The sequence below is a fragment of the Chromobacterium vaccinii genome, from assembly GCF_000971335.1.
GTDB lineage: Bacteria > Pseudomonadota > Gammaproteobacteria > Burkholderiales > Chromobacteriaceae > Chromobacterium > Chromobacterium vaccinii.
In genome coordinates this window covers 141,727-165,507 of record NZ_JZJL01000003.1, presented here as the reverse complement: position 1 = coordinate 165,507, position 23,781 = coordinate 141,727, and the positions used below count along the sequence as shown (strand labels likewise).

Sequence of the window (23,781 nt, the reverse complement as noted above, 5' to 3'; positions counted from 1 at the left end):
GGAGGCTGCGCGATGAACGGCGCGAATGGAACCAAACCGCTGCGGCAAACCGGCAGGCGGCGGGGGGATCCCCCGCCGGCCCGTTCTGTTATTTGTAGCAGTTTTATTGCTATTTGCAGTTTATTGATTAGAACTACTTATCGGGCGAATCGGCAAGCCAGCCTCCGCCCAGCGCCTTGAGCAGGCCGACGCTGGCTGTCAGCTGGCCGCCGCGCAGCTGCGCCAGCGTCCGTTGCGCCGCCAACTGACTCTGGCGAGAGGCCGCCAGCGCCAGCGCGCTGTCCAGGCCTTCGCGGTAGCGCAGCTGGCTGACGGCGTAAGCCTTGTCCTGGTTGCGTGCCGCCTCGTCCTGCTGGCGGCGCGCGGCGTCCAGTCCGTGCAAGGCGTTCAGCGCGTCCTGCGCCTCCTGCACCGCCTGCAGCACGGTCTGGCGATAACTGGCCAGCGCGGCGCGGTAGCCGGCCTCGGCGTAGTCGACGCCGGCGCGGGTCTTGCCGTTGTCGAACAAGGTTTGCGTCGCCTGCAGGCCGATGCCCCAGATCAGCGCCGGCGTGGAGAACAGATTGGCGAGGCTGGTCGATTCGCTGCCGATATAGGCCGGCGCCAGCGTCAGCTGCGGGAAGTAGGCTGCCTTGGCTACGCCGATCTGGGCATTGGCGGCGGCCATCGCCCGCTCGGCGGAAGCGATGTCGGGGCGTCGCTGCAAGAGATCGCTGGGCGCGCCGGCCGGCAAAGCGGGCAAGGCGGCGGGCAGTTGTCCGGGAGCGAGCCGAAACGAGGCGGCCGGTACGCCGCTGAGCGTGGCCAGCAGGTCCTCGCCGGCGCGGCGCTGGTTGAGCAGCAATTCGCGCTGGGCCCGGTTGGCGGCCACGGAAGCCGCCTGCTGCGCTTCGTCGCCGGCGGAGGCCAGGCCCGCCCGGTGGCGGATGCGGGTCAGCTCCAGCACGCGCTGCTGAGCGTCCAGGATGCCGTCCAGCAGCCGGATTTCCTCGTCCTCTTGGCGCAGCTGCAGGTAGGCGCTGGCCAACTGGGCGGTCAGCAGCAGCTCGACGTTGGCGCGGTCGGCGGCAGCCTGCTCGGCGCCGGCGCGCGCGCTTTCGATGTCGCGCCGCACCCGGCCCAGCCAGTCGATCTCGTAGCTGACGCTGAGCATGGGTTTCAGATCGCTCTGCACCGTGCCGTTGTTGCCGGCGCCGTAGGCGGACTGGGGCCGATCGGCTGAGACGCGGCTGCGCGATGCCGCCGCGCCCAGGCTGACGGCGGGCAACGCGGCGGCGCCGTGGACGCGGCTTTGCGCCTGGGCCTGGTCCAGCTTGGCCAGCGCCAGTTGCAGCGTCGGGCTGCGGGCCAGGGCGTCGGCCTCCAGCCGGTTCAAGTCCTCGTCGCCGAATATCCGCCACCAGTCGCGCTTGGGCAGAGCATCGGCGGGCGCGGCCGGCAGCCAGCCGGCGTCGCTTTTCCATTGCGCCGGCAATTCGCTGGCCGGGCGCTGGTAGTCGGGACCGACGGCGCAGCCGCTCAAGGCGGCGGCGATCAGCAGAGAGAGCGCGCGCATCGGCTTACTCTCCCTTGGCCGGAGCCACGACGCTGACCGGCTGGCCGTCGTTGATCGAATCCGGCGGATTGACGATCACCCGGTCGTTCGGCTTCAGGCCGGCGCGGATTTCCACTTCGTGGCCGTAGTCGGTGCCGACGGCCACCGCTTGCAGATGGACCTTGCCGTCGGCGCCGGCCAGCGCCACCCGGCTGCCCTTGGCGCCGAACTGTAGGGTGTTGGTGGGCAGGGTCAGGCTGTCGCCGGCGGGCAGCTTGAACGAGGCGTCGACATACTGGCCGGGCATCAGGCCGTGGTCGGCGTTGGCCACCGTCACCTCCACCTGCAGTGTGCGGGTGGCCGGGTCGATGGCGCCGGCGGTGCGCGCCACCTTGCCTTTGACCGGCTGGCCTGGCGCTTCCTGGCGTACGATGTCCACGGTCTGGCCGACGCGGATGGCGGCCGCGCGCGATTGCGGCACGTAGGCGTACAGATGCAGCTTGTCGATCTGCGCGGTGGCGAACAGCGCCTGCGCGCTGCCGCCGTTGCCAGCGTTGACCAGGCTGCCGGTGTCGATGTTGCGGCGGGTGACGATGCCGTCGAACGGCGCGACGACGCGGGCGAAGTCCTGCTGGTCGCGCAGCCGCTTCAACTCGGCCTCGGTCTGTCGGTAGGCGGCCTGCTTCTCGTCGAATTCCTGCTGCGACACCGCGTCCTGCGCGCGCAGCGCCTTCCAGCGCAGGTAGGCGGTTTTGGCCAGGCCGAAATTGGCTTGGGCTTCCTGCACCTGCTTGTCGATGTCGGGGATGTCCAGCTCGGCCAGCAGCTCGCCCTTCCTCACCGGCTGGCCGATGTCCTTGTACCAGCGTTTGATGTAGCCGTTGGTGCGGGCGTAGATCTGCGCCTCGGCCATGCCTTGCAGCGTGGCGGGCAGTGTAAGCATGGCTTCGCCGTGCCCCTGGCGCGGCGTGACCACGCTGACGGTGAGCGCGGCATGGCGGGCGGCTTCGCGGGCCAGCGTCTCGGCGTCGGCGTGGCGGACCAGCAGCGTGCGGCCAAGGCCGATCAGCAGCAGCGCGACGGCGACGATGGCGGCGACGCGCGCCTTGCGCACCACCGCGCCGCGGCGGGTGTGGTGCAGGTGGAGTTCGGGCAGGCCCTGGCGGTCATGGCGTGGGTCGGTCATTTCAAGCGTCCTGTGCGGGAGCCGCGGGGGCATCGGCCGCGTGTTGTTTGCGTTGCGCCAGGTAGCGGTGGAAGCTGGCGAACACCACCGGTACGAACAGCAGGGTGGATACGGTGGCGAACAGAAGGCCGCCGATCACGGCGCGGCCGAGCGGGGCGTTCTGCTCCGAGCCTTCGCCGATGCCGATGGCCATCGGGATCATGCCGATGATCATCGCCAGCGCCGTCATCAGCACCGGCCGCAGCCGGGTGGCGCCGGCCTCCAGCGCCGCCGACAGCGGCGGCAGGCCGTCCTGCAGCCGATGCCGAGCGAACGACACCACCAGGATGCTGTTGGCGGTGGCCACGCCCATGGTCATGATGGCGCCGGTCAGCGCCGGCACCGACAGATCGGTGCCGGTGACGATCAGCATCCAGGCGATGCCGGCCAGCGCCGCCGGCAGCGCGCTGATGATGATGAAGGGGTCCAGCCAGGACTGGAAATTCACCACGATCAGCAGGTAGACCAGCACGATGGCGCCGAGAATGCCGACGCCGAGGCCGATGTAGGACGAGCGCATCGTCTCCGCCTGGCCGCGCAGCGCGGCATGGCTGCCCTTGGGCAGATGAGCCTCTTCCTCGTTGATCACCTTCTGGATGGCCGAGGCCACCGAGCCCAGGTCGCGGCCGCGCGCGCTGGCGTAGATGTCGATAGACGGTAGGATGTTGTAGCGGGTGACGATGGCGGCTTCGCGGCCGGGCGCGGCGCTGACCAGATTGCCCAGCGTTTGTTGGCCGGCGCCGCGGCTGCCCGGCGCGTTGACCGGCAGCTGCAGCAGCTGGTCCATGCTGCCGATCCGGTACTGAGGCGCTTGCGCCTGCAGGTTGTAGACGATGCTGTTGGATGGATTGAGCCAGAACGCCGGCTGGGTCTGCTGGCTGCCGGACAGCGGCAGCAGCAGGTTTTGCGCGACGTCGAACGGCGCGATGCCCATGCCCTGCAACCGCGCGCGGTCCATGTTCAGCTTGATCGCCGGCGCGTCCAGCCGCTGGTGCACGTGGACGTCGGCGGCGCCGGGAATCGCCTTGATCCGGGACAGCAGGCGGCCGGCGAAGGCGGCGTTGGCGGCGTAGTTCTTGCCGAAGATCTGCACGTCGATGGCGGCCGGCGAGCCGAAATTCAGGATCTGGGTGATGATGTCGGCCGGCTGGAAGAAGAATTCCACACCGGGGAAGCGGCGCTCCAGCTTCGCCGGCAGCGCTGCGATGTAGTCGGCGCTCGGCTGGTGGCCGGGTTTCAGCGAGATCAGCACGTCGGTGTCCAGCGTGCCTATGGTGCCGGAGTTGCTGTACGACAGGTTGATGCCGCTGTAAGGCAGGCCGATGTTGTCGATGATGGAGTCCAGGTCGCCCGGCGGGATCGCCTTGCGGATCTCGGCGTCCACCTGGTCGGCCAGAACGGCGGTGTCCTCGATCCGGGTGCCGGTGGGTGCGCGCACGTGCAGCTTGATCTGGCCGGTGTCCACCTCGGGGAACAGGTCGCGGCCCAGCAGCAGATACAGGCCGCAGGAGGCCAGGCAGAAGCCGAGAAAGACCGCGATGAAGCCCTTGCGGTGCGTCAGCAGGTGGCTGAGCAGGTGCACGTACCATTCGCGCAGCCGTTCGAAGCGGGCGTTGAAGCCCTGGTGCACGCGGTGTATCCACGCCGACGCGCGGCCGTCGTGGTGGCGATGGCCCATCAGCAGCAGCGCCAGCGTCGGCACCAGCGTCCGCGACAGCACGTAGGAGGCCAGCATCGCGAACACCACCGCCTCGGCCATCGGCACGAACAAATAGCGCGCCACGCCCTCCAGGAAGAACATCGGCACGAACACGATGCAGATGCACAGCGTGGAGACGAAGGCTGGAATGGCGATCTCGCCGGCGCCGTCCAGGATGGCGGTGTACAGCGGCGAGCCCATGTGCAGATGGCGCTCGATGTTCTCGATGGTCACCGTGGCGTCGTCCACCAGGATGCCCACCGCCAGCGCCAGACCGCCCAGCGTCATCACATTGATGGTTTCGCCCACCATGTGCAGCGCGACGATGGACGAGAAGATGGACAGCGGGATGGAGACGGCGATGATGGAGGTGGTGCGCCAGTTGCCGAGGAACAGCAACAGCATCACCGCGGTCAGCGCGGCGGCCACCAGCGCTTCGTGGACCACGCCTTCCACCGCTGTCTTGACGAAGATGGACTGGTCGGCCAGCAGGCTGACGCGCAGGCCCTTGGGCAGCAACGGCAGCAGGCCGGGCAGCTTGTCCTTCAGATGGTTGACCACGTCCAGCGTCGACGCGCCGCCGTTCTTGTAGATGGACATCATCAGGCCGCGCTGGCCGTTCTGCTTGACGATATTGGTCTGAGGGGAGAAGCCGTCGCGGACGTGGGCCACTTCGCGCAGGAAGACCGTGGCGCCGTTGGCCGACCGCACCGGGATGTCGTTCAGCCCGGCGATGGTGTCCGGCGAGCCGTTCAGCTCGACGTTGTACTCGGCGCCGCCGATCTTGGCGGTGCCGGAGGGCAGCGCCAGGTTCTGGCTGTTGACCGCGTTGATCACGTCGGCCGGCGTCAGGCCCTTGGCGGCGATGGCGCGGGTGTCCAGGTCCACCGACAGCAGCCTCACCTTGCCGCCGTAGGGGTAGGGAATGGCGATGCCGGGTATCGTCACTAGCTGGGGCCTGAGCGTGTTGATGGCGGCGTCGAACACGTCCTGCTCCGACATTGACTTGCTGGCCAGGCCGATCTGGATCACCGGCACGCTGGAGGCGGTGTATTTGATGACCAGCGGCGGCGTGGCGCCGGGCGGCATCTGCTTGACCACCGCCTGCGACACCGACACCACCTGGGCGATGGCGGTCTGGATGTTGACGTTGGGCTGGAAGAAGATCTTGATGATGGCGATGCCGGCCAGCGACTGCGACTCGATATGCTCGATGTCGTTGACGGTGGTGGTCAGCACCCGCTCATGGGTCTGGGTGATGCGGTCGGCCATCTGCTGCGGCGCCAGGCCGCCGTAGCCCCAGATCACGCTGATCACCGGGATGTCGATTTCCGGCAGCACGTCGACCGGCGTGCGCATGATCGCCAGCGGGGTGGCCAGCAGGATGACGATGGCCATCACGATGAAGGTATAGGGCCGTTTCAGGGCCGTTTCGACGATCCACATATTGGACGGTGCGTCCTCTCTTCAGATTGCCGCGCCCGGGCGGCGGATTTCCGGCGCGAAGGTCCCGGTCCGGGCGGCTCGGCGGCGCGGTTGTTGCGATCCGAGCCATGCCTTGTTGCAGCTTATGCCAGCTTGAAGGCGTTCTGTGGGCGGATCGTGCTTGGTTGCGATCGGGTTTTGTTAATGAGTGATGCGAGGCCGACGCGCGCAGCGCGCTGGCATATTCGCCGCGTTCAAGCAGGATTAACTGGCCAAGCGGCCATGGCGTTGACACTTTTCGGCCGGGTAGTAAAAAAATAATCTACTTTACTATTTTAGCCAGTAGAAACCCCGCCGCGCGCAGAGCGGGGCGGGGTTGGAGACGGGGGAAAGCGCGCTCAGGCGTGGTGCTTGCGCGCGTAGCTGTTGAGCGAAACCACCCGGGTCTTGCCGATGCGGTGGCGGTAGATCTCGCGCAGGTAGCACACCGCTTTCTGCACGTGCTCGCGGGTCAGCCGGATGTCGTTGATCGACACGAACTTCTTGCTGTCGCGGATCAGCTCGCGGTACTTCTTCTCGTACATCGGCTTGATCGCGAACCAGTTGGTGTCGAGGATCTTGGCCGGGTTCTCGTACTCGTTCAACAAGCGCTCCAGCACTGTCTCGTCGAAGGTGTCGGCGGTGATCAGGTCCAGGATCACGTTGTCCAGGCTGTCGTCGAAGCGGTGGTTGCCGTGGGCGAAGCAGCGCTTGATGTAGGCGACGATCAGCGTCAGGAAGTCGTCGCTCAGGCAGGGGCTCTTGGCCACCAGCGTGGTCAGCGACAGGTTGGTGGACGCGCCGATCACCAGCGCGTAGCGCTTCAGCGTGGTGCTGGGGAACAGGTCGTTCAAGTGGCGCTTCAGCCGGTTCAGGTCCAGGTAGGACAGCTTGTAGCCTTTGGGCAGCGACAGGATGGCCACTACCGACGAGCAGTTCTGGAAGAAGAACAGCTGGTTCAGCTTGTCCGCCGAGTAGCCGGACTGCTTGTAGTCGGCCAGCGCCGCGCGATAGTTGGCCGACTCGATCGGCAGCAGGCTGATGCCCTCTATCGCCTGGGTCTGCTGGTTGAAGTGCGGCAGGTCGATCGAACGGTAGAACAGGTCGTCGATGTCCAGTTTGTTGACGAAGCCGTCCGAGCCCAGCGGATCGGACACCACCGATTCGGCGTAAGCCACCGCCACCGGGCCGGCCAGGCTCATGAACAGGTCGTTGGCGTCCAGCCGTATCGTCTCGCCCATGTCGATGCCGGCGCGCAGGAAGTAGTTCTCGTCGTAGTCGCTGGTGACGGCCTGCGCGGTCAGGATGTTGAAGATTTGCTGCGAGATGTACTGGTTGGCGTGGCGCTCCATCGCGTTGACGTCGAGATGCTCGATGTTGCCGCCTTCGCTCTCCTCGGCGTAGCGCATGATGTCGTTGGAGATCAGCATCATCGCGTTCCACGGCCGGATGCGGCGCATCACGCTCTCGGCGCCGGCCTCTTCGTTGTCGAAGTTGTAGGAGAAGTCCCACTCCTCGGACAGGTATTTGCACAGCAGCCGGCCGGCGTTGATGTGCAGCGCTTCCGAGCCCTCGGCGTGCTGGCCGGAGATGTTGGGCAGGATGCAGATGCCGCTGGTGAAGATGGGCTCGAACACGAAGCCGTAGTCGTCGCCCTGATCCCCCTTGCCCTCGTTGCGGGTTTCGAAGGTCTTGCTCATGTAGGCGTACTGCTGGGCCAGGCCGAACTCGGACGCCATGCCCGAGCCGGTGCCGCCGCCGGCGCTGAAGATGTAGAAATACAGCCGCGACTGGTTGGCCTTGATGCCGCAGGAGTCCACCAGGTAGGAGTGGATCAGCGTCCAGTCCGGGTCGGAGAAGCTCAGCGTGTCCTTGTTGAGGATGATCTTGGCCAGGTACTGGCCCAGGATGGGCGCGTTGCCGGCGCCGCCGGCGTGGACCTCGGCCAGGTCCATGATCTTCAGCTTGTTGTAGTTGTTGATGAAGTCTCCCTGCTCGCCGCGGCGGGAGAAGCGGATGCGGCCCTTGATGTCCTTGTCCAGGTCGCCCAGCATCACCATTGGCTCGATCAGGAAGGCCGGCTTGGCCTCCTTGTGCTGCGACAGCAGGTTGCGGCGTATCCAGCGCCGCGGCCGTTGCTCCTGCTCGGGCGTGCTCTTGTCGTCCTGGTTGAACTCGTTCAGGTAGAACTTGCGCGCGTTGTACACCAGGGTGGCCACGTCCAGCGCGATATTGGAGCCGCAACGGCCCAGGCCGATCAGGCAGACCGAGGGGAAGGGCTTTTCCGGCGGGCCGATCTGGCCGTCTTCGGCATCGCGGGTGAAGGCCATGCCGCGCAGCGTGTCCAGATGCTGCAGGATGCGGTTGGTGTCGTGCTCGATGAAGTATTGATACAACCCGTTCTGGCCGCGTTCGTTGAGGTTGAGCAACTGGCGCGTGGTGGCTGCCTGCGGGGTGGCGGGAGCCGGCTCGTCGGGGGTTGTCGGGGGATTCGAGGACTGGTCGTACATAGATTGCATGATCATCCATTCTCTCTTCAAGGTTACCCTTGGTACGGGCGGTCGGGCCGGAGCGGCCGGCCGTTCCTGTCAGCAGCGTGCTTATGGTGTTTTGGTGTTATTCACATTCCATTGTCAGGTCCAATTGGCATTTTGACCACTAAATTCTGTGTAATGGATGGTGGGGGAAAGGCAAGGTGCGGCTAACTTGCCGCAATGGTGGGGCGTTGACGGGGGGCGGAAAGAAAAACGCCGCCCGGGAGGGCGGCGCGGAGGGATGCGGCGTGGATGGCGGTCAGATGCGGCGCGCCAGTTCCTCGGCCTTGCCCAGGTAGTTGGACGGGGTCAGCTCCAGCAGGCTGGCCTTGACCGCGTCCGGCAGCTCCAGGCTGCGGATGAAGGCGTGCAGCGTTTCGCGGGTGATGCCGCCCTTGCCGCGGGTCAGCTCTTTCAGCTGCTCGTACGGATTGGCGATGCCGTAGCGGCGCATCACGGTTTGCACCGGCTCGGCCAGCAGCTCCCAGGCGGCGTCCAGTTCGGAGGCGATCAGGGCCGGATTGATCTCCAGCTTGTTCAGGCCCTTCAGGCAGGACTTCAGACCCAGGATGGTGTAGCCGAAGCCGACGCCCATATTGCGCAGCACGGTGGAGTCGGTCAGGTCGCGCTGCCAGCGGGAGATCGGCAGCTTCTCCGCCAGGTGGCCCATGATGGCGTTGGCCATGCCCAGATTGCCTTCGGAGTTTTCGAAGTCGATCGGGTTGACCTTGTGCGGCATGGTGGAGCTGCCCACTTCGTCCTTCTTCACCTTCTGCTTGAAGTAGCCAAGCGAGATGTAGCCCCAGATGTCGCGGTTCAGGTCGATCAGGATGGTGTTGACGCGCATCGCTACCTGGTACAGCTCGGCCATGTAGTCGTGCGGCTCGATCTGGATGGTGTACGGATTGAAGGTGATGCCGAGGCCGGTGACGAAGCGGCCGCACAGGCTTTCCCAGTCGATGTCCGGATAGGCGGCCAGGTGGGCGTTGTAGTTGCCGACCGCGCCGTTGATCTTGCCCAGGATTTCCTGGTGCACCAGCTGCTCGCGCTGGCGCTTCAGGCGGTAGACGGCGTTGGCCAGTTCCTTGCCCATCGTCGACGGCGTGGCCGGCTGGCCGTGGGTGCGGCACATCATCGGCACGTCGGCCAGTTCATGCGACAGCTTTTGCAGCTTGTGGATCACCTCGTCCAGCATCGGCAGCAGCACGGTGTTGCGCGCGGTCTTCAGCATCAGCGCGTGGCTGAGGTTGTTGATGTCCTCGGAGGTGCAGGCGAAGTGGATGAACTCGCTGGCGGCCATCACTTCCGGATTGCCGGACAGGCGCTCCTTCAGCCAGTATTCGATAGCCTTGACGTCGTGGTTGGTGCGGACTTCGATCGCCTTCACCTCTTCGCCGTGCTCGACGCTGAAGTTGGCGATCACGTCGTCGATCTCGCGGATGGTGGCGTCGGAGAACGGCTTGACCTCTTCGATGCCCGGCTCGGCGGCCAGCATCTTCAGCCATTCCAGTTCCACCTTGACGCGGCACTTCATCAAGCCGAATTCGGAGAACAGGTTGCGCAGGCCTTCTACTTGGGCGGCGTAGCGGCCATCCAGCGGGGAGAGGGCGGTCAACGTAGTCAGATTCATGCTGAGTATTTCCAAACGTGGTTTGCCAAACTGCGGCGGGTTGCTAGTACAGATTCGTTTCAGGCCGCGTTGTCCGCCAGCCTGCGCCTGAGGCCGGCGGCCAACAGGCCGGCCGCTTCGGGGCGGAAGCGGAAGAACAGCTCGGGCTCTATCATTTCCAGCTCCATGACGGCGAGGCGGCCTTGTCCGTCGCGGACCAGATCGACGCGCGCGTACAGCACGTCGAACGGCACCGCGCGCACGGCGGCTTCGGCGAAGGCGATTTCCTCGGCGCTGGCCTGGTGCGGGTGCACGCTGCCGCCGTGGTCGTCCTGCACGCGGAAGTCGCCGGGCTTGGGCGTCTTGCGTATCGCGTGGCTGTAGCGGCCGTCCACCACCATCAGCGACAGCTCGCCTTGTTCCAGCACCTGGCGCTGGAAGGGCTGCAGCAGCATCGCTTCGCGTTCGATCAAATCGCCGAAAGCGCACTCCAGGCGCTGGCTGTCGCCGGCGTCGAAACGGTAGGTGTGGCGGGCATTGCCGGACACCGCCGGCTTGAGGATCAGCTCATTCCAGCCGCTGGTGTCGGCCAGTTGCGCCAGGGTGCGCCGCTCGCCTTTTTCAATGTAGAGGGTGGGCACCACGGCCACGCCCTTATTTTGCAGTTCGACGAGGTAGCGCTTGTCCAGATTCCAGCGGATCAGTTCGGCGGCGTTGAACAGCCGGCATTGCCGGGACGCGCGCGACAGCCAGGGCGAGAATTCGCCGAAGCGCTCGAAATAGTCCCAAGTGGTGCGGAACAGCAGCGAGCGTGCCTGGCGCCAGTCGAAACCGGCGTCGTCCCAGGCGAGGCGGCAAACTGTCAGGCCGGCGTCGCGCAGCGCGTCCAGCACCAAGCCATCCTCATGATGCACCTGGCGGCTGTACCAGTCCTCAGGCTTATGTTCCAGCTGGCGGCTGTCTGTCAGCACCGCGACGTCGAACAACATGTCTTTATCTCAAAAGAAACGGGCGACTGGCGCCCGTTTGTTTCCGCTTACATGCCGGGCATCATGCCCTTCATGCCTCGCATCATCTTCATCATCCCGCCCTTGGACGAGAACTGCTTCATCATCTTCTGCATCTGCTCGAACTGGTTCAGCAGGCGGTTCACCTCCTGCACCGTGACGCCGGAGCCGGCGGCGATGCGGCGCTTGCGGCTGGCCTTGAGCAGTTCCGGCTTGCGGCGCTCTTCCATGGTCATCGAGTTGATGATGCCCTCGACGCGGCGCATCGACTTCTCCGCCTCGGCACCCTGGACGCCCTTGGCCATCTCGCCCAGCTGGCCTGGCATTTTTTCCAGCAGGTTGGCCATGCCGCCCATCTTCTTCATCTGCTGCATCTGGGCCTTGAAGTCCTCGAGGTCGAAGCCCTTGCCGGACTTCAACTTCTTGGCCATCGCTTCGGCTTCCTTCTGATCGATGCCCTTCTGGACTTCCTCGATCAGGGACAGCACGTCGCCCATGCCCAGGATGCGGCTGGCGATGCGGTCAGGATGGAATGGCTCGATGCCGGAGACCTTCTCGCCGACGCCGATGAACTTGATCGGCTTGCCGGTCACGTGGCGCACCGACAGCGCCGCGCCGCCGCGTGAATCGCCGTCCATCTTGGTCAGCACCACGCCGGTCAGCGGCAGCGCCTCGTTGAAGGCTTTGGCGGTGTTGACCGCGTCCTGGCCCTGCATCGCGTCGACGACGAACAGCGTTTCCACCGGGTTGATCGCGGCGTGCAGCGCCTTGATCTCCTCCATCATCGCTTCGTCGATGGCGAGGCGGCCGGCGGTATCCACCAGCAGCACGTCGAAGAAATGGCGGCGGGCGTGGTCGATCGCGGCGCGGGCGATGTCGACCGGCTTTTGCGACGCCTCGGACGGGAACCATTCGACGCCCACTTGCGAGGCCAGCAGCTTCAGTTGCTCGATGGCGGCCGGACGGTAGACGTCGGCGGACACCACCAGCACCTTCTTCTTCTGGGTTTCCTTCAGCCTTTTGGCCAGCTTGCCGACGGTGGTGGTCTTGCCGGCGCCCTGCAGGCCGGCCATCAACACGATGGCGGGCGGCACGGCGGCCAGGTCGAGCTCGTCGTTCTTCTCGCCCATCAGCTTGACGAGCTCTTCGTTCACCACGCCCACCAGCGCTTGGCCCGGGGTCAGGCTGCCCATCACGTCCTGGCCCAGCGCGCGCTCTTTCACCTGGGCGATGAAGGTCTTGATGACGGGCAGCGCCACGTCGGCTTCCAAGAGCGCCATGCGCACTTCGCGCATCGCGTCCTGGATGTTGGATTCGGTCAGCCGCGCGTTGCCGCGCAGGGTTTTCATCACGCCGGACAGGCGGCTGGTCAAGTTGTCTAGCATGGTGCTGTCCTTACTCTCTGCCAACGAACGGCAGCTTGGTGTAGACTTTCAAATCCATCGATTTTACCACGAGCCGCCCGGGCCGCGCCCGGATTTGATCACATACCTAATATGACCAGCCTACTGCTCGTTCTGTCCCTGCTCCTGATCCTGTCCTACGGGGCCTTCACCTGGCATTACCTGGCCAACTGGAAAGGCGCGGCGCGCTGGCCGCGCAATCCGCGGCTGGAGCACAGCCTGCTGGGGCTGTTGCTGCTGGTGCAGGCCTTCGTCGTCGTGGCGCCGCTGAGTACCAGCGGCGGCCTGTCGCTGGGCGTGGGCCACGCGCTGAGCGTGGTGGTGTGGATCATGCTGCTGATCTACTGGACCTGCAGCTTCTTCTACAAGGTGGAAGGCCTGCAGCTGTTCATGATGCCGCTGGCCATGGCCGCGCTGGCCTTCGCCATCGCCTTCCCGGGCCGGCACATGGTCAGCGACCTGTCCAATCCCGCCTTCGTGCTGCACATCCTGGTGTCCATGCTGGCCTACAGCCTGTTCGCGATCGGCGCATTGATCGCGGTGCTGATGCTGATCCTGGAGCGTGCGCTGCACCACCGGCGGGTGTCGATGCTGGCCAAGCAGCTGCCGCCGCTTTTGACGCTGGAAAAGATGATGTTCCAGGTGATCGCCGTCGGTTTCCTGCTGCTGACGCTGACGCTGCTGACCGGCGTGCTGTTTTCCGAGGAAGTGTTCGGCCAGGCCGCCGCGCTGACCCACAAGACGGTGTTCGGCGTGATTTCGTGGCTGATTTTCGCCGGCCTTCTGGTGGGGCGCCGCCTCAAGGGTTGGCGCGGCAAGGTGGCGATACGCTGGGCGCTGGCCGGTTTCCTGTCATTGATGCTGGCATACGTGGGCAGCAAGGTGGTCTTAGAATTGATCCTGCAGCGCGGGTGAGTCCGCTCGCCTCGCGCTGACGCATACCAATACATTTCACGACTGCACTTTCATTAGGAGCTTGCCATGAAGAAGCTGTTCGCTGTCTTTGCCGGTTTGCTGTTGCTGTGCAATCTCGCCTGGGCCGCCGTCAATCTGAACACCGCGACGCCGCAACAACTGGAAGCCTTGAAGGGCATTGGCCCGGCCAAAGCCAAGGCCATTGTCGATTACCGGACCAAAAACGGCCCGTTCAAGACTGTCGACGATCTGAAGAAGGTTTCTGGCATCGGGGACAAGACGCTGGAAAGCCTGCGCAAGGAAGTCACCGTCGGCGGCGCCGCGCCGGCCGCTAAGCCCGCCGCCGCGAACGCGAAGCCGGCAGCTGCCAAGCCCGCCGCCAAGTAAGCGCCTGCCGGCCAGAGCCGGCGCCGCATTTAAACCGCCATGCCGTTCTGGATGGCGGTTTTTCATTTTCGCGGATTTTCTTAATTTGCCGATTTGATTGATGCGGGGAGTTCTTTGTTGCTAATTGGCAACAATGTGACGGTTTTGTTGTTTTTGCGCGTCTTCTTGGCGCTGTGCGGGCGGTGACAAGTATTTTGTAAACAAGTAGAGAGCACTGTCCTGTTGTTTTTTTGCTGATTTTTACCTGTCATGACGGGGCTGTCTTTGTTTTTTTGCAACGCCAGTCTTATATTGGCTACAGCGATCGACGGAACATACCGTCGGCACATAAATGTCCAGGCAAACGGTTTCGCCGGGAAGCCCACAGGACAAAATCAACTGACTTGAAAGGATTTGCAATGAACAAGAAGCTCATCGCTTTGGCGTTGGCTGCCCTGCCTGCGGCGGCCATGGCCGACGTGACCCTCTACGGCCAGATCCGTGGTGGTTACGAATACAACAAAACCTATAGTTCCACTCTGAGCAAGGATGCCAACGGCAAGCCGCAAGGCAGCTCCGAGGTCAACGACTGGACTTCGCGCCTGGGCTTCAAGGGCGGCGAGGACCTGGGGAATGGCCTGAAGGCGATCTGGCAGGTGGAAAGCGCCATCAGCGTGGATGGCACCAATTCGACCGGCTTTGGCACCCGCGATACCTTCGTAGGTCTGGCAGGTGACGGATGGGGGCAGATTCGTCTGGGCAAGCTGTCCAACTACCCTAATCTGGATATGGAGCAAGTCGATCCCGGCTATTACAGCACCCAAAGCGTAGGCGGCCTCGGCATGTTCACTCGTCTGGATGGCCGCGTGAACAACGCTATTCGCTATGACAGCCCGAACTGGTATGGCTTTAGCTACATGGCTTTGTGGGGCTTCGATGAGGCTCGGGTAACGGGCTTGGATGGGTCGCGCGCCAACCAGCAGTTCGTCAACATCGGCCTCAGCTATGAAAACGCGGGCTACTTCGGCAAATACAGCTTTGCTAGTTGGGGCGATGCGTCCAATGTCGCGGGTAGCAACAAAGACTGGCATCGTCTGGAGGCGGGTTATAACGCCAATAATATTTATTTGGCGTTTGGCTACCAGCAAATCCAAGGTTATGGTTTTGGCTCGTTCTATAATGGCACTTTGGGGACTTTGGCTAATAATGCTGCTGTCGCTGGGCTTGTTGCCGCGGGTAATAGCGCTGCAGCCTCGCAGCTGGCAGTCAATACTTCGAAGTTGAAGACCAAAGAATTGGCATTGACCGGGGGCTATACCTTTGGTGCGTTCACGCCTTATCTGTCCTATGCCAAGGGTTATAACGCGACTCTGGGCGGCTCCACCATCAACGATTCCGGTTATGACCAGTTCGTGCTGAGCCTGGATTACGCGTTGTCGAAGCGTACCGATGTGTATACCTCCTATGGCCACGTGAAGTGGAAGTATCCTGGTACGGATAACGAAAGCTCCTTCGGTCTGGGTCTGATTCACCGCTTCTAAGCCGAGATTCGTTTCATTTCGAAAAAGAGCTGCTTCGGCAGCTCTTTTTTTGTCCGCTAGGCTTGAAAAGCCTGATCGACAGGGATTTGCCGGTGCGATTCACATATAATAGCGTCACAGCCTATACCTGATCACGACCGCAAGGTCCGAACCGGATCGATTTCGCTTATGGAAGCTACGGCAGGGATTTCCGGCCTGGGCAGGGCCCTGGTCCAGCACAATATGCTGTTGCAGCAGGATGCGGACGCCATTTCGAAACAGGCGATGATTTCCCATCTCAGCTTTGTCGAGCAGCTGATCCAGAGCAAGAAGATGGCCGCGCGCGACATCGCGATGTTTTCATCCAGAGTGTTCGGCTATCCGCTGCTGGATCTGGCTTCGCTGGATACCGACCAACTACCCAAGGGGCTGGTGGACGACGAGGTGATCGCCAGCCGCCGGCTGCTGCCGCTGCTCAAGCGCGGCAACAAGCTTTACATCGGCACTTCCGATCCCACCCAGACCTCCGCCTACCATGCGATCACTTTCAAGACCGGCCTGACGGTAGAAGTGGTCGTGGTGGAAGAAGACAAGCTGTCCAAGCTGATCGGGCGATATCAGGACAATTCGACTTCGGCGCTGAAAGAGCTGGAAAGCGAGGATTTCGGCGATCTGGAATTCGCCGATCCCGAGGCGCAGCTGGACAACGGCCCGCAGACCGAGGTCGACGATGCTCCAGTGGTCAAGTTCATCCACAAGATGTTGCTGGATGCGATAGGCCTCGGCGCGTCCGACATCCACTTCGAGCCATACGAGAAGTACTACCGCATCCGCTACCGGGTGGATGGCGTATTGAAGGAGGTGGCGCAGCCGCCCTTGCTGCTGAAGGAAAAGATCGCTTCCCGCATCAAGGTGATTTCCAGGCTGGATATTTCGGAAAAGCGGCTGCCTCAGGATGGCCGGCTGAAGCTGGTGATTTCCAAGACCCGGGCGATAGATTTCCGCGTCAGTACCTTGCCCACCTTGTTCGGCGAGAAAATCGTGATGCGTATCCTGGATTCGTCGGCGGCCTCGCTGGACATCGAGCAGCTGGGCTTCGAGCCGGAGCAAAAAGCGCATCTGTTGAGGGCGATAGCCCGGCCTTACGGCATGGTGCTGGTGACCGGGCCTACCGGCAGCGGCAAGACCGTATCGCTTTACACTTGTCTGAACATTTTGAACAAGCCGGACACTAATATCTCCACTGCGGAGGATCCGGTGGAAATCAACCTGCCCGGCATCAATCAGGTCAACGTCAACGAAAAGGCGGGGTTGACCTTCGCCTCGGCGTTGAAGGCTTTTCTGCGGCAAGATCCTGACGTGATCATGGTGGGCGAGATTCGCGATTTCGAGACCGCCGACATCGCGATCAAGGCCGCGCAGACCGGCCACATGGTGTTCTCGACGCTGCATACCAACGACGCGCCGTCCACCTTGACGCGGATGCTGAACATGGGCGTGGCGCCGTTCAACATCGCCAGTTCGGTGTTGCTGATCATGGCGCAGCGCTTGGCGCGCAAACTATGCAGCCATTGCAAGCAGCCGGTGGAGATTCCCGAGGAGGCACTGCTGCGCGCAGGTTTCTTGAAGGAGGACTTGGCCGGCGGCTGGCACCCCTACGGGCCCGTCGGCTGCGAGGAGTGCCGGAACACCGGCTACAGGGGGCGCGTCGGGATTTTCGAAGTGATGCCGATCAGCGATGCGATGATGCGGCTGATCATGAAGAACGGCACTGCGGTGGACATCTCCGATCTGGCCAGGGAGGAGGGCATGGTCGATCTGCGCCGCGCCGGCCTGCTGAAGGTGATTGCCGGCATGACCTCGCTGGCCGAGGTCGAGGCGGTGACCAACGATTGAACGGCGACCCACGGCGTTAATTAGAGGAAATGGGGCGATGGCGACCACGGCGGCCAAGAAAGCGAATCCAGGCTACATCTGGGAATGGGAAGGCAAGGACAAGTCCGGCAAGATGATACGGGGCGAACTGCGCGCCGAGTCCGAGACTGTCGCCAAGACCCAACTGCGGCGGCAGGGCATCAATGTCGCCAAGATCCGTCGCCGTCGCAGCGGTTTCGGCAAGAGAATCACCGAGAAGGACATCACGCTGTTCACCCGCCAGTTGTCGACGATGATGCGGGCTGGCGTGCCGCTGCTGCAGGCTTTCGACATCGCGGCCAAAGGGCACAGCAATCCGGCGGTGACGCGGATGCTGCTGGAAGTGAGGGCGGATGTCGAAACCGGCCTGTCGCTGGCGGAGTCGTTCCGCAAGCGTCCGCTGTATTTCGACAAGCTGTTCTGCAACATCATCGCCGCCGGCGAGGCGGGCGGCGTGCTGGACACCTTGCTGGACAAACTGGCCACCTACAAGGAAAAGGTGATGGCCATCAAGTCCAAGATCAAATCGGCGATGATCTATCCTTCGGCCATCGTCGGCACCGCCTTCATCATCACCGCGGTGATCATGATTTACGTGATCCCGGCGTTCAAGGACCTGTTTTCCAGCTTCGGCGCCAACCTGCCGGCGCCGACGCTGTTCGTGATTTGGCTGTCCGATCAATTCGTCCATTTCTGGTGGCTGATCTTCGGCACCCTGTTCGGCGCGATTTTCGCCTTTTTCTACGCGTTCAAGCGCACGCCCAAGATGCAGGAGCAGATGGACCGCATTCTGCTGCGGCTGCCGGTGATCGGCGACATCATACGCAAGGCCACCATCGCGCGCTGGGCGCGCACGTTGTCGACGCTGTTCTCCGCCGGGGTGCCGCTGGTGGAGGCGCTGGACTCGGTCGGCGGCGCCGCGGGCAACCAGGTTTACGCCGAGGCGACGCGGCGCATCCAGTCCGACGTCAGCACCGGCTCCAGCCTCAGCTATTCGATGCAGCGCACCGATCTGTTTCCCAATATGGTGCTGCAGATGACCTCGATCGGCGAGGAGTCGGGCTCGCTGGACCAGATGCTGGACAAGGTGGCCGACTTTTACGAGGAAGAAGTGGATAATGCGGTGGCCGCGTTGTCCAGTCTGCTGGAGCCGGCGATCATGGTGATACTGGGTATATTGATAGGCGGGTTGGTGATCGCAATGTACATGCCGATTTTCAAGATGGGCCAGGTGGTGGGTTGATGCTGGACGACATGACATGGCTGTTGGCCACCCATCCTGCCTGGTTGACCGGCGCGGCGCTGCTGTTGGGCTTGATGGTGGGCAGTTTTCTGAATGTGGTGATCCATCGCCTGCCCAAGATGCTGGAGCGGGAGTTTTTGGCGGATAGCGTCGAATACCTTGCAGAAGACGGCGCATCGTCCGCGCTGCGGCTGGCCGCCCAGCAGGCCAGGAATGAGCTTGACGACGGGAAGGGCTACAATTTGTGGCGGCCCGCCTCGCATTGCCCGGCTTGCCATGCGCCAGTGCGGCCCTGGCGCAATGTGCCGCTGCTGAGTTTTCTGTTGTTGCGCGGCCGTTGCGGCGAATGCGACGCGGGCATCGCCTGGCGCTACCCGCTGGTGGAGCTGCTGAGCGGCGCATTGTTCGGCTTTCTGGCCTGGAAGCTGGGCTGGGGCTGGCCGCTGGCCGGCGCTTTGGCGTTGACGGCGTGTCTGCTGGCATTGGCCTTCATCGACTTCGACACCAAGCTGTTGCCGGACAGCCTGACCTTGCCGTTGCTGTGGGGCGGCCTGCTGTTCAACCTGCAGACAGGCCTGGTGCCACTGAGCGACGCGGTGTGGGGCGCGGTATTCGGTTATCTGTCGCTGTGGCTGGTGTTCCACGGATTCCGGCTGCTGACCGGCAAAGAAGGTTTCGGCTATGGCGATTTCAAGTTGCTGGCGGCGCTGGGCGCGTGGCTGGGCTGGAGCATGTTGCCGCTGATCATCCTGTTGTCGTCGCTGGTGGGCGCGTTGTTCGGCGTCGCGCTGATGGCGGTTTCCAAAGTCCGGGGCGGGCAGCAGATTCCCTTTGGCCCCTATCTGGCGACGGCAGGCTGGATCGCGCTGGTGTGGGGGCCGCAGATCATGAATGGATATTTGGCATGGCTATCCCGGTAGTGGGATTGACCGGGGGCATAGGCTCCGGCAAGAGCGCGGCGGCGGATCGCTTCGCCGAATTGGGCGTGCCGGTGGTGGACACCGACAGCATCGCCCATCTGTTGACCGGGCCGGGCGGCGCCGCGATGGCGGCGATCGAGCGCGCGTTTGGCCCGTCGGCGCTGGCCGGCGATGGTTCGCTGGACCGCGCGGCGATGCGGGCGAGAGTGTTCGCGGATCCGGAGGAGCGGCATCGGCTGGAGGCCATCCTGCATCCGGCCATCCACGCGGAAAGCTTGAGCCGGCTGGAGGCCGCTGCCGGGGATTACGCGGTGCTGGTGGTGCCGCTGCTGTTTGAAAGCAATCGTTATCTGCCCTTGCTGGCGCGGACGCTGGCGGTGGATTGCCGCGAAGAGGTCCAGGTGGAACGGGTGATGCGGCGCAACGGATTGAGCGCGGAGGCGGTGCGTGCGATCATGGCCGCGCAACTGCCGCGCGAGCAGAGGCTGAGCCGCGCCGACGATGTCATCGACAATAGCGGCGGCTTGGCAGAATTGAGGCTTCAAGTTGATGCCAAACACAGTTATTATCTGGCAAATCTTGTCAAAGCATTGTTATAAGGCTTGCTGCAAGCCGTGGAGAAGGGCAGATCTGCCGTGATCAGTTTCGAATTTCCTGTCACCGAGCGCACCCGTATTCTGCTCCGTCTGGAGTATCTGTACGGGCGGTTGGCCTACTTTATCGGCAAGGATCACCCGCATGATCATCACGCCGCGCTGCAGGTTCTGTTCGAGCTGATGGAGACGGCGTCCCGCGCCGACCTGAAGGCCGATCTGCTGCAGGAGCTGGAGCGGCAGAAGCAGATGTTGGAGGCCTTGCGCGACAATCCCAATGTGGCGGAGGAAACGCTGGAAGGCGTGCTGGAGGAGATCGAACGCGCGTCGTCGCAGTTGCTGGCGCTGACCGGCAAGTTCGGGCAGAACCTGCGCGAGAACGAGTGGCTGATGGCGATCAAGCAGCGCGCCGGCATTCCCGGCGGCACCTGCCAGTTCGACTTGCCGTCCTACCATTTGTGGCAGCAGCGCTCCGCCGAGGTCCGGCGCCAGGATCTGCGCCGCTGGGCCGCGCCGCTGATGCCTACCGCCGACGCCGCCGAAATCCTGCTGCATCTGCTGCGCGACAGCGGCAAGACCTATCATTACGTTGCCCGCAAGGGCGCGTTCCAGCAGATGTCCGGCGGCAAGGTGGTGCAGTTGATCCAGGTCGCCTACGACGATAATCTGGAACTGCTGCCCGAGCTGTCCGCCAACAAGTACGCGCTCAACATCCGCTTCGTCAACGCGGTGACCGGCGAGACCCGGCCGCGCCAGACCGAGCAGGATGTGGAGTTCCAACTGACCAATTGCAAGTTTTGAGCATCATGTCCGAATCCGTACGCATAGTCGCCTGTCCCACCTGCAAAGCCGAAGTCCGCTGGGAGCCGCAGAGCCGTTACCGTCCGTTCTGCAGCGAGCGCTGCCGCCTGATCGATCTGGGGCAGTGGGCCAGCGAGACCTACCGGGTGCCGGCGGAGGAGGACTCTCCGCCCGGAGAAACGCCGTCGACGCACTGAAGCGCGCAGGCAAACGAAAAACCGCCAGGCCAAGCTGCCCGGCGGTTTTGTTTTGGCGGCTGGCCGTTCAGGCGCGCGCGGCCAGCGCGGCGCCGGAGGCGAAATAGCGTTTGACGCCGCTGAAGATGGCGTTGGCCATCTGCTGCTGGAACTCGGCGGTGATCAGGCGCTGCTCTTCTTCCGGGTTGGAGATGAAGGCGGTTTCCACCAGGATGGATGGGATGTCCGGCGCTTTCAGCACCGCGAAGCCGGCTTGCTCCACCGCGTTCTTGTGCAGCTTGTTCAAGCCGCCCAGCTGGCCCAGCACGGTCTTGCCCAGCTTCAGGCTGTCGTTGATGGTGGCGGTCTGGGTCAGATCCAGCAGCGTGTGCGCCAGATACTTGTCCTTGCTGCCGATCTTGACGCCGCCGACCAGGTCGGAATTGTTCTCGGTCTGCGCCAGCGCCTTGGCGAAGGCGCTGGTGGCGCCTTTCTCGGACAGCGCGAACACCGAGGAGCCGCGCGCGGCGCGGTTGGGCGCGGCGTCGGCGTGGATGGAGACGAACAAGTCTGCATTCAGCTTGCGCGCCTTGGCCACGCGCACGCCCAGCGGGATGAACACGTCGTCGCTGCGCGTCATGTAGGCGCGCATATTGGACTCGGCGTCGATCAGCTGTTTCAACTGGTGGCCTATCTTCAGCACCACGTCCTTCTCGCGATTGCCCTGCAAGCCGATGGCGCCCGGGTCCTCGCCGCCATGGCCGGGATCCAGCATCACCACGATGGGGCGGTCGCTGTTCTTGGCCTTGGGCTTGATCTGGGCTGGGGGCTGCTCCATCTTGCCCTTGTTGTAGTCCTGTAGCAGCGCGAGCAGCGGATCGTCTTGCTGGCCGCTGGCCGGATACAGGTCCACCACCAGCCGGTGCTGGTATTCGGCCACCGGCGCCAGCGCGAAGGCTTGCGGTTTGACGTCGGTCTTCAGGTCCAGCACCAGGCGCACCGTGTCCGGGTCGAACTGGCCGGCGCGGGCGGTGCGGATATAAGGATCCGCGGCGGCGATCTGGCCGCTGATGTCCTTCAGCACGCCGTTCAGCTGCACGCCTTGCAGATCGATCACCAGCCGGTTCGGATTGGCCAGCGTGAACTGCTTGTATTGGATCGCGGCGCTGGACTCCAGCGTGATGCGGGTGTACGTGGACGACGGCCAGATGCGCAAGGCGACGATCTGGCTGCCGGCCGCCCAGCCTTTTCGGCTGACGGCGATCAGAAAGGTGGCGGCCGCTGCGCCTAGCAGCGCGCGGCGTTTTGGGTCGAAAGTCGAATCAGGCATGACTGTCCGGTTTGGCTCAGGGCTTGAAAGTGATAGGTGCGACCATCTCCGTCGACGGCAAGTTCCAGCGCGATGTCGGGCGCGGGCGCGAGTCCGCGGGCCTTGTCCGGCCACTCCACCAAGCATAGGCTGTCCGGGCCGAAATATTCGCTGAAGCCGGCGTCGTTCCATTCCTCGGGATCGGCGAAGCGGTACAGGTCGAAGTGATGGACACTATATTCAGGTAAGGCGTAGCTTTCCACCAGGGTGTAGGTGGGACTTTTCACCTTGCCGCGGTGGCCCAGCGCCGCCAGCAGGCCGCGGGTGAACGTGGTCTTGCCCGCGCCCAGATCGCCCAGCAGGTGGACGGTCAGGCCGGGTTCCGCGGCGGCGGCGAAGGCTGCGCCCAGCGCCAGGGTCGCGCTCTCGTCGGGCAGGCCGCCGCTTTGAACGCTGGTATCATCCATCGCCATGACTGAGAATCCTCCTCAAAAACCGGATTATCCCGAATTGTCGCGCCAAATCAAAGCCTGGGCGCGCGAAGCCGGTTTCGCCGACGCCCGTGTCACGCGCGCGGCGCTGCCGCCGGAGGCGGAACAACGGCTGGAAGCCTGGCTGGCGGCCGGGCATCACGGCGAGATGGACTATATGGCCCGGCATGGCGCGATGCGGGTGCGGCCGGCCGAACTGGTGCCCGGCACGCTGTCGGTGATTTCGCTGCGGATGAACTACTGGCCGGGGGGCGAGCCGGCTGAGCAGGTGCTGGCCGACCCGTCGCGCGCCTACCTGTCGCGGTACGCGCTGGGGCGCGACTATCACAAGGTGCTGCGCAACCGGCTGCAGAAGCTGGCCGAGCGCATAGAAGGCGCGGTCGGATCGTTCGGCCACCGGGTGTTCACCGACAGCGCGCCGCTGGCCGAGGTGGCGCTGGCGTCCCAGGCCGGCCTGGGCTGGCGCGGCAAGCACACGCTGCTGCTGACCAAGCGCCAGGGCTCGCTGTTTTTCCTGGGCGAGATATTGACCGACCTGCCGCTGCCGCCGGACGAGGCCGAAGATGGCCATTGCGGCCGCTGCACGCGCTGTCTGGATGTCTGTCCCACCGGCGCCATCATCGAACCCTACACGGTGGACGCGCGCCGCTGCATTTCCTATCTGACCATCGAATTGAAGGGGGCGATTCCGGAGCCGCTGCGGCCCTTGATCGGCAACCGGGTGTACGGCTGCGACGATTGCCAGCTGTTTTGTCCATGGAACCGTTTCGGCGCTTTAACAGCGGAAGCTGATTTTGCGGTGCGTCATGGTCTGGATGGCGCCAGTCTGGTAGAACTGTTCGACTGGAGCGAGGACGAGTTCCGCGAGCGGATGGCGGGCAGCCCGATCTACCGCATCGGCTATCACAAGTGGCTGTCCAATCTGGCGGTGGGCCTGGGCAACGCGCCGACCACGCCGGAAGTGGTGGCCGCGCTGCGCAGGCGGCTGGACTTTCCCGACGAGCTGGTGGCCGAGCCGGTGCGCTGGGCGCTGGCCCGGCACGGCCAGTCCTGTTGAT

Annotated in this window: 19 protein-coding genes; 10 read left to right on the top strand and 9 right to left on the bottom strand. The window is 63.8% G+C overall.

The genetic code is table 11. The features are described from left to right. Positions 1–133: 133 nt before the first annotated feature. The 7 genes from VL52_RS02730 to ffh all read right to left on the bottom strand — a co-directional run bounded on the left by VL52_RS02730 (position 134) and on the right by ffh (position 12,457). Positions 134–1,555: an efflux transporter outer membrane subunit gene (locus tag VL52_RS02730; protein WP_046155595.1), complete on the bottom strand. Its 1,422-nt coding sequence runs from the start codon at positions 1,553–1,555 to the stop codon at positions 134–136. Positions 1,556–1,559: 4 nt separating this feature from the next. Continuing rightward, positions 1,560–2,720: an efflux RND transporter periplasmic adaptor subunit gene (locus tag VL52_RS02725; protein WP_046155594.1), complete on the bottom strand. Its 1,161-nt coding sequence runs from the start codon at positions 2,718–2,720 to the stop codon at positions 1,560–1,562. 1 nt (position 2,721) lies between these two features. Beyond that, positions 2,722–5,904 (bottom strand): efflux RND transporter permease subunit, encoded by a 3,183-nt coding sequence (locus tag VL52_RS02720; RefSeq protein WP_046155593.1) that lies wholly within the window; start codon positions 5,902–5,904, stop codon positions 2,722–2,724. Positions 5,905–6,281: 377 nt separating this feature from the next. Beyond that, positions 6,282–8,447, bottom strand: a complete 2,166-nt coding sequence (locus VL52_RS02715; protein ID WP_046155592.1) for a hypothetical protein — start codon at positions 8,445–8,447, stop codon at positions 6,282–6,284. Between the two features lie 268 nt (positions 8,448–8,715). Next, entirely contained in the window at positions 8,716–10,086 is a 1,371-nt protein-coding gene (gene purB, locus VL52_RS02710) for an adenylosuccinate lyase (protein WP_046155591.1), read from the bottom strand. Positions 10,087–10,145: 59 nt separating this feature from the next. After that, on the bottom strand, positions 10,146–11,054 hold the full coding sequence (locus VL52_RS02705) for an ATP-grasp domain-containing protein (protein ID WP_046155590.1): 909 nt from the start codon (positions 11,052–11,054) through the stop codon (positions 10,146–10,148). 47 nt (positions 11,055–11,101) lie between these two features. Next, positions 11,102–12,457 carry a signal recognition particle protein gene (ffh, locus tag VL52_RS02700; RefSeq protein ID WP_046155589.1) on the bottom strand — a complete coding sequence of 452 codons (1,356 nt, stop codon included), beginning with the start codon at positions 12,455–12,457 and terminating at the stop codon, positions 11,102–11,104. A 111-nt stretch (positions 12,458–12,568) separates the two neighbouring features. Here ffh and VL52_RS02695 point away from each other — a divergent pair, with 111 nt between their 5' ends. The 9 genes from VL52_RS02695 to yacG all read left to right on the top strand — a co-directional run bounded on the left by VL52_RS02695 (position 12,569) and on the right by yacG (position 20,944). Then, entirely contained in the window at positions 12,569–13,390 is an 822-nt protein-coding gene (locus VL52_RS02695; RefSeq protein WP_046155588.1) for a cytochrome C assembly family protein, read from the top strand. Between the two features lie 66 nt (positions 13,391–13,456). Beyond that, complete coding sequence (locus tag VL52_RS02690; RefSeq protein ID WP_021479149.1) at positions 13,457–13,777, top strand: ComEA family DNA-binding protein; 321 nt, start codon at positions 13,457–13,459, stop codon at positions 13,775–13,777. A 398-nt stretch (positions 13,778–14,175) separates the two neighbouring features. Next, positions 14,176–15,297 (top strand): porin, encoded by a 1,122-nt coding sequence (locus VL52_RS02685; protein ID WP_046155587.1) that lies wholly within the window; start codon positions 14,176–14,178, stop codon positions 15,295–15,297. 168 nt (positions 15,298–15,465) lie between these two features. Further along, positions 15,466–17,172, top strand: a complete 1,707-nt coding sequence (gene pilB / locus VL52_RS02680; RefSeq protein WP_046155586.1) for a type IV-A pilus assembly ATPase PilB — start codon at positions 15,466–15,468, stop codon at positions 17,170–17,172. 37 nt (positions 17,173–17,209) lie between these two features. Further along, entirely contained in the window at positions 17,210–18,433 is a 1,224-nt protein-coding gene (locus VL52_RS02675; RefSeq protein ID WP_046155585.1) for a type II secretion system F family protein, read from the top strand. Continuing rightward, positions 18,433–19,353: a prepilin peptidase gene (locus VL52_RS02670; RefSeq protein WP_046155584.1), complete on the top strand. Its 921-nt coding sequence runs from the start codon at positions 18,433–18,435 to the stop codon at positions 19,351–19,353. Before VL52_RS02675 ends, VL52_RS02670 begins: the two co-directional genes overlap by 1 nt. Further along, a complete protein-coding gene (gene coaE / locus VL52_RS02665) occupies positions 19,338–19,952 on the top strand; it encodes a dephospho-CoA kinase (protein ID WP_046155583.1) in 615 nt (204 codons plus the stop codon). Before VL52_RS02670 ends, coaE begins: the two co-directional genes overlap by 16 nt. 36 nt (positions 19,953–19,988) lie before the next feature. Further along, positions 19,989–20,747: a cell division protein ZapD gene (gene zapD / locus VL52_RS02660; protein WP_031297029.1), complete on the top strand. Its 759-nt coding sequence runs from the start codon at positions 19,989–19,991 to the stop codon at positions 20,745–20,747. Positions 20,748–20,752: 5 nt separating this feature from the next. Further along, the gene (gene yacG, locus VL52_RS02655; protein WP_046155619.1) at positions 20,753–20,944 is read left to right on the top strand and encodes a DNA gyrase inhibitor YacG; all 192 of its coding nucleotides are present in this window, start codon (positions 20,753–20,755) and stop codon (positions 20,942–20,944) included. Positions 20,945–21,011: 67 nt separating this feature from the next. On the opposite strand, the gene VL52_RS02650 is transcribed toward yacG, so the two are convergent. Together VL52_RS02650 and tsaE are read right to left on the bottom strand one after the other, a co-directional pair. Then, positions 21,012–22,253 (bottom strand): N-acetylmuramoyl-L-alanine amidase, encoded by a 1,242-nt coding sequence (locus VL52_RS02650; RefSeq protein WP_021479157.1) that lies wholly within the window; start codon positions 22,251–22,253, stop codon positions 21,012–21,014. Continuing rightward, the gene (gene tsaE, locus VL52_RS02645; RefSeq protein ID WP_046155582.1) at positions 22,211–22,705 is read right to left on the bottom strand and encodes a tRNA (adenosine(37)-N6)-threonylcarbamoyltransferase complex ATPase subunit type 1 TsaE; all 495 of its coding nucleotides are present in this window, start codon (positions 22,703–22,705) and stop codon (positions 22,211–22,213) included. Before tsaE ends, VL52_RS02650 begins: the two co-directional genes overlap by 43 nt. Before the next feature lie 37 nt (positions 22,706–22,742). Here tsaE and queG point away from each other — a divergent pair, with 37 nt between their 5' ends. Beyond that, a complete protein-coding gene (gene queG, locus VL52_RS02640) occupies positions 22,743–23,780 on the top strand; it encodes a tRNA epoxyqueuosine(34) reductase QueG (protein WP_326980815.1) in 1,038 nt (345 codons plus the stop codon). Position 23,781 lies beyond the last annotated feature (1 nt).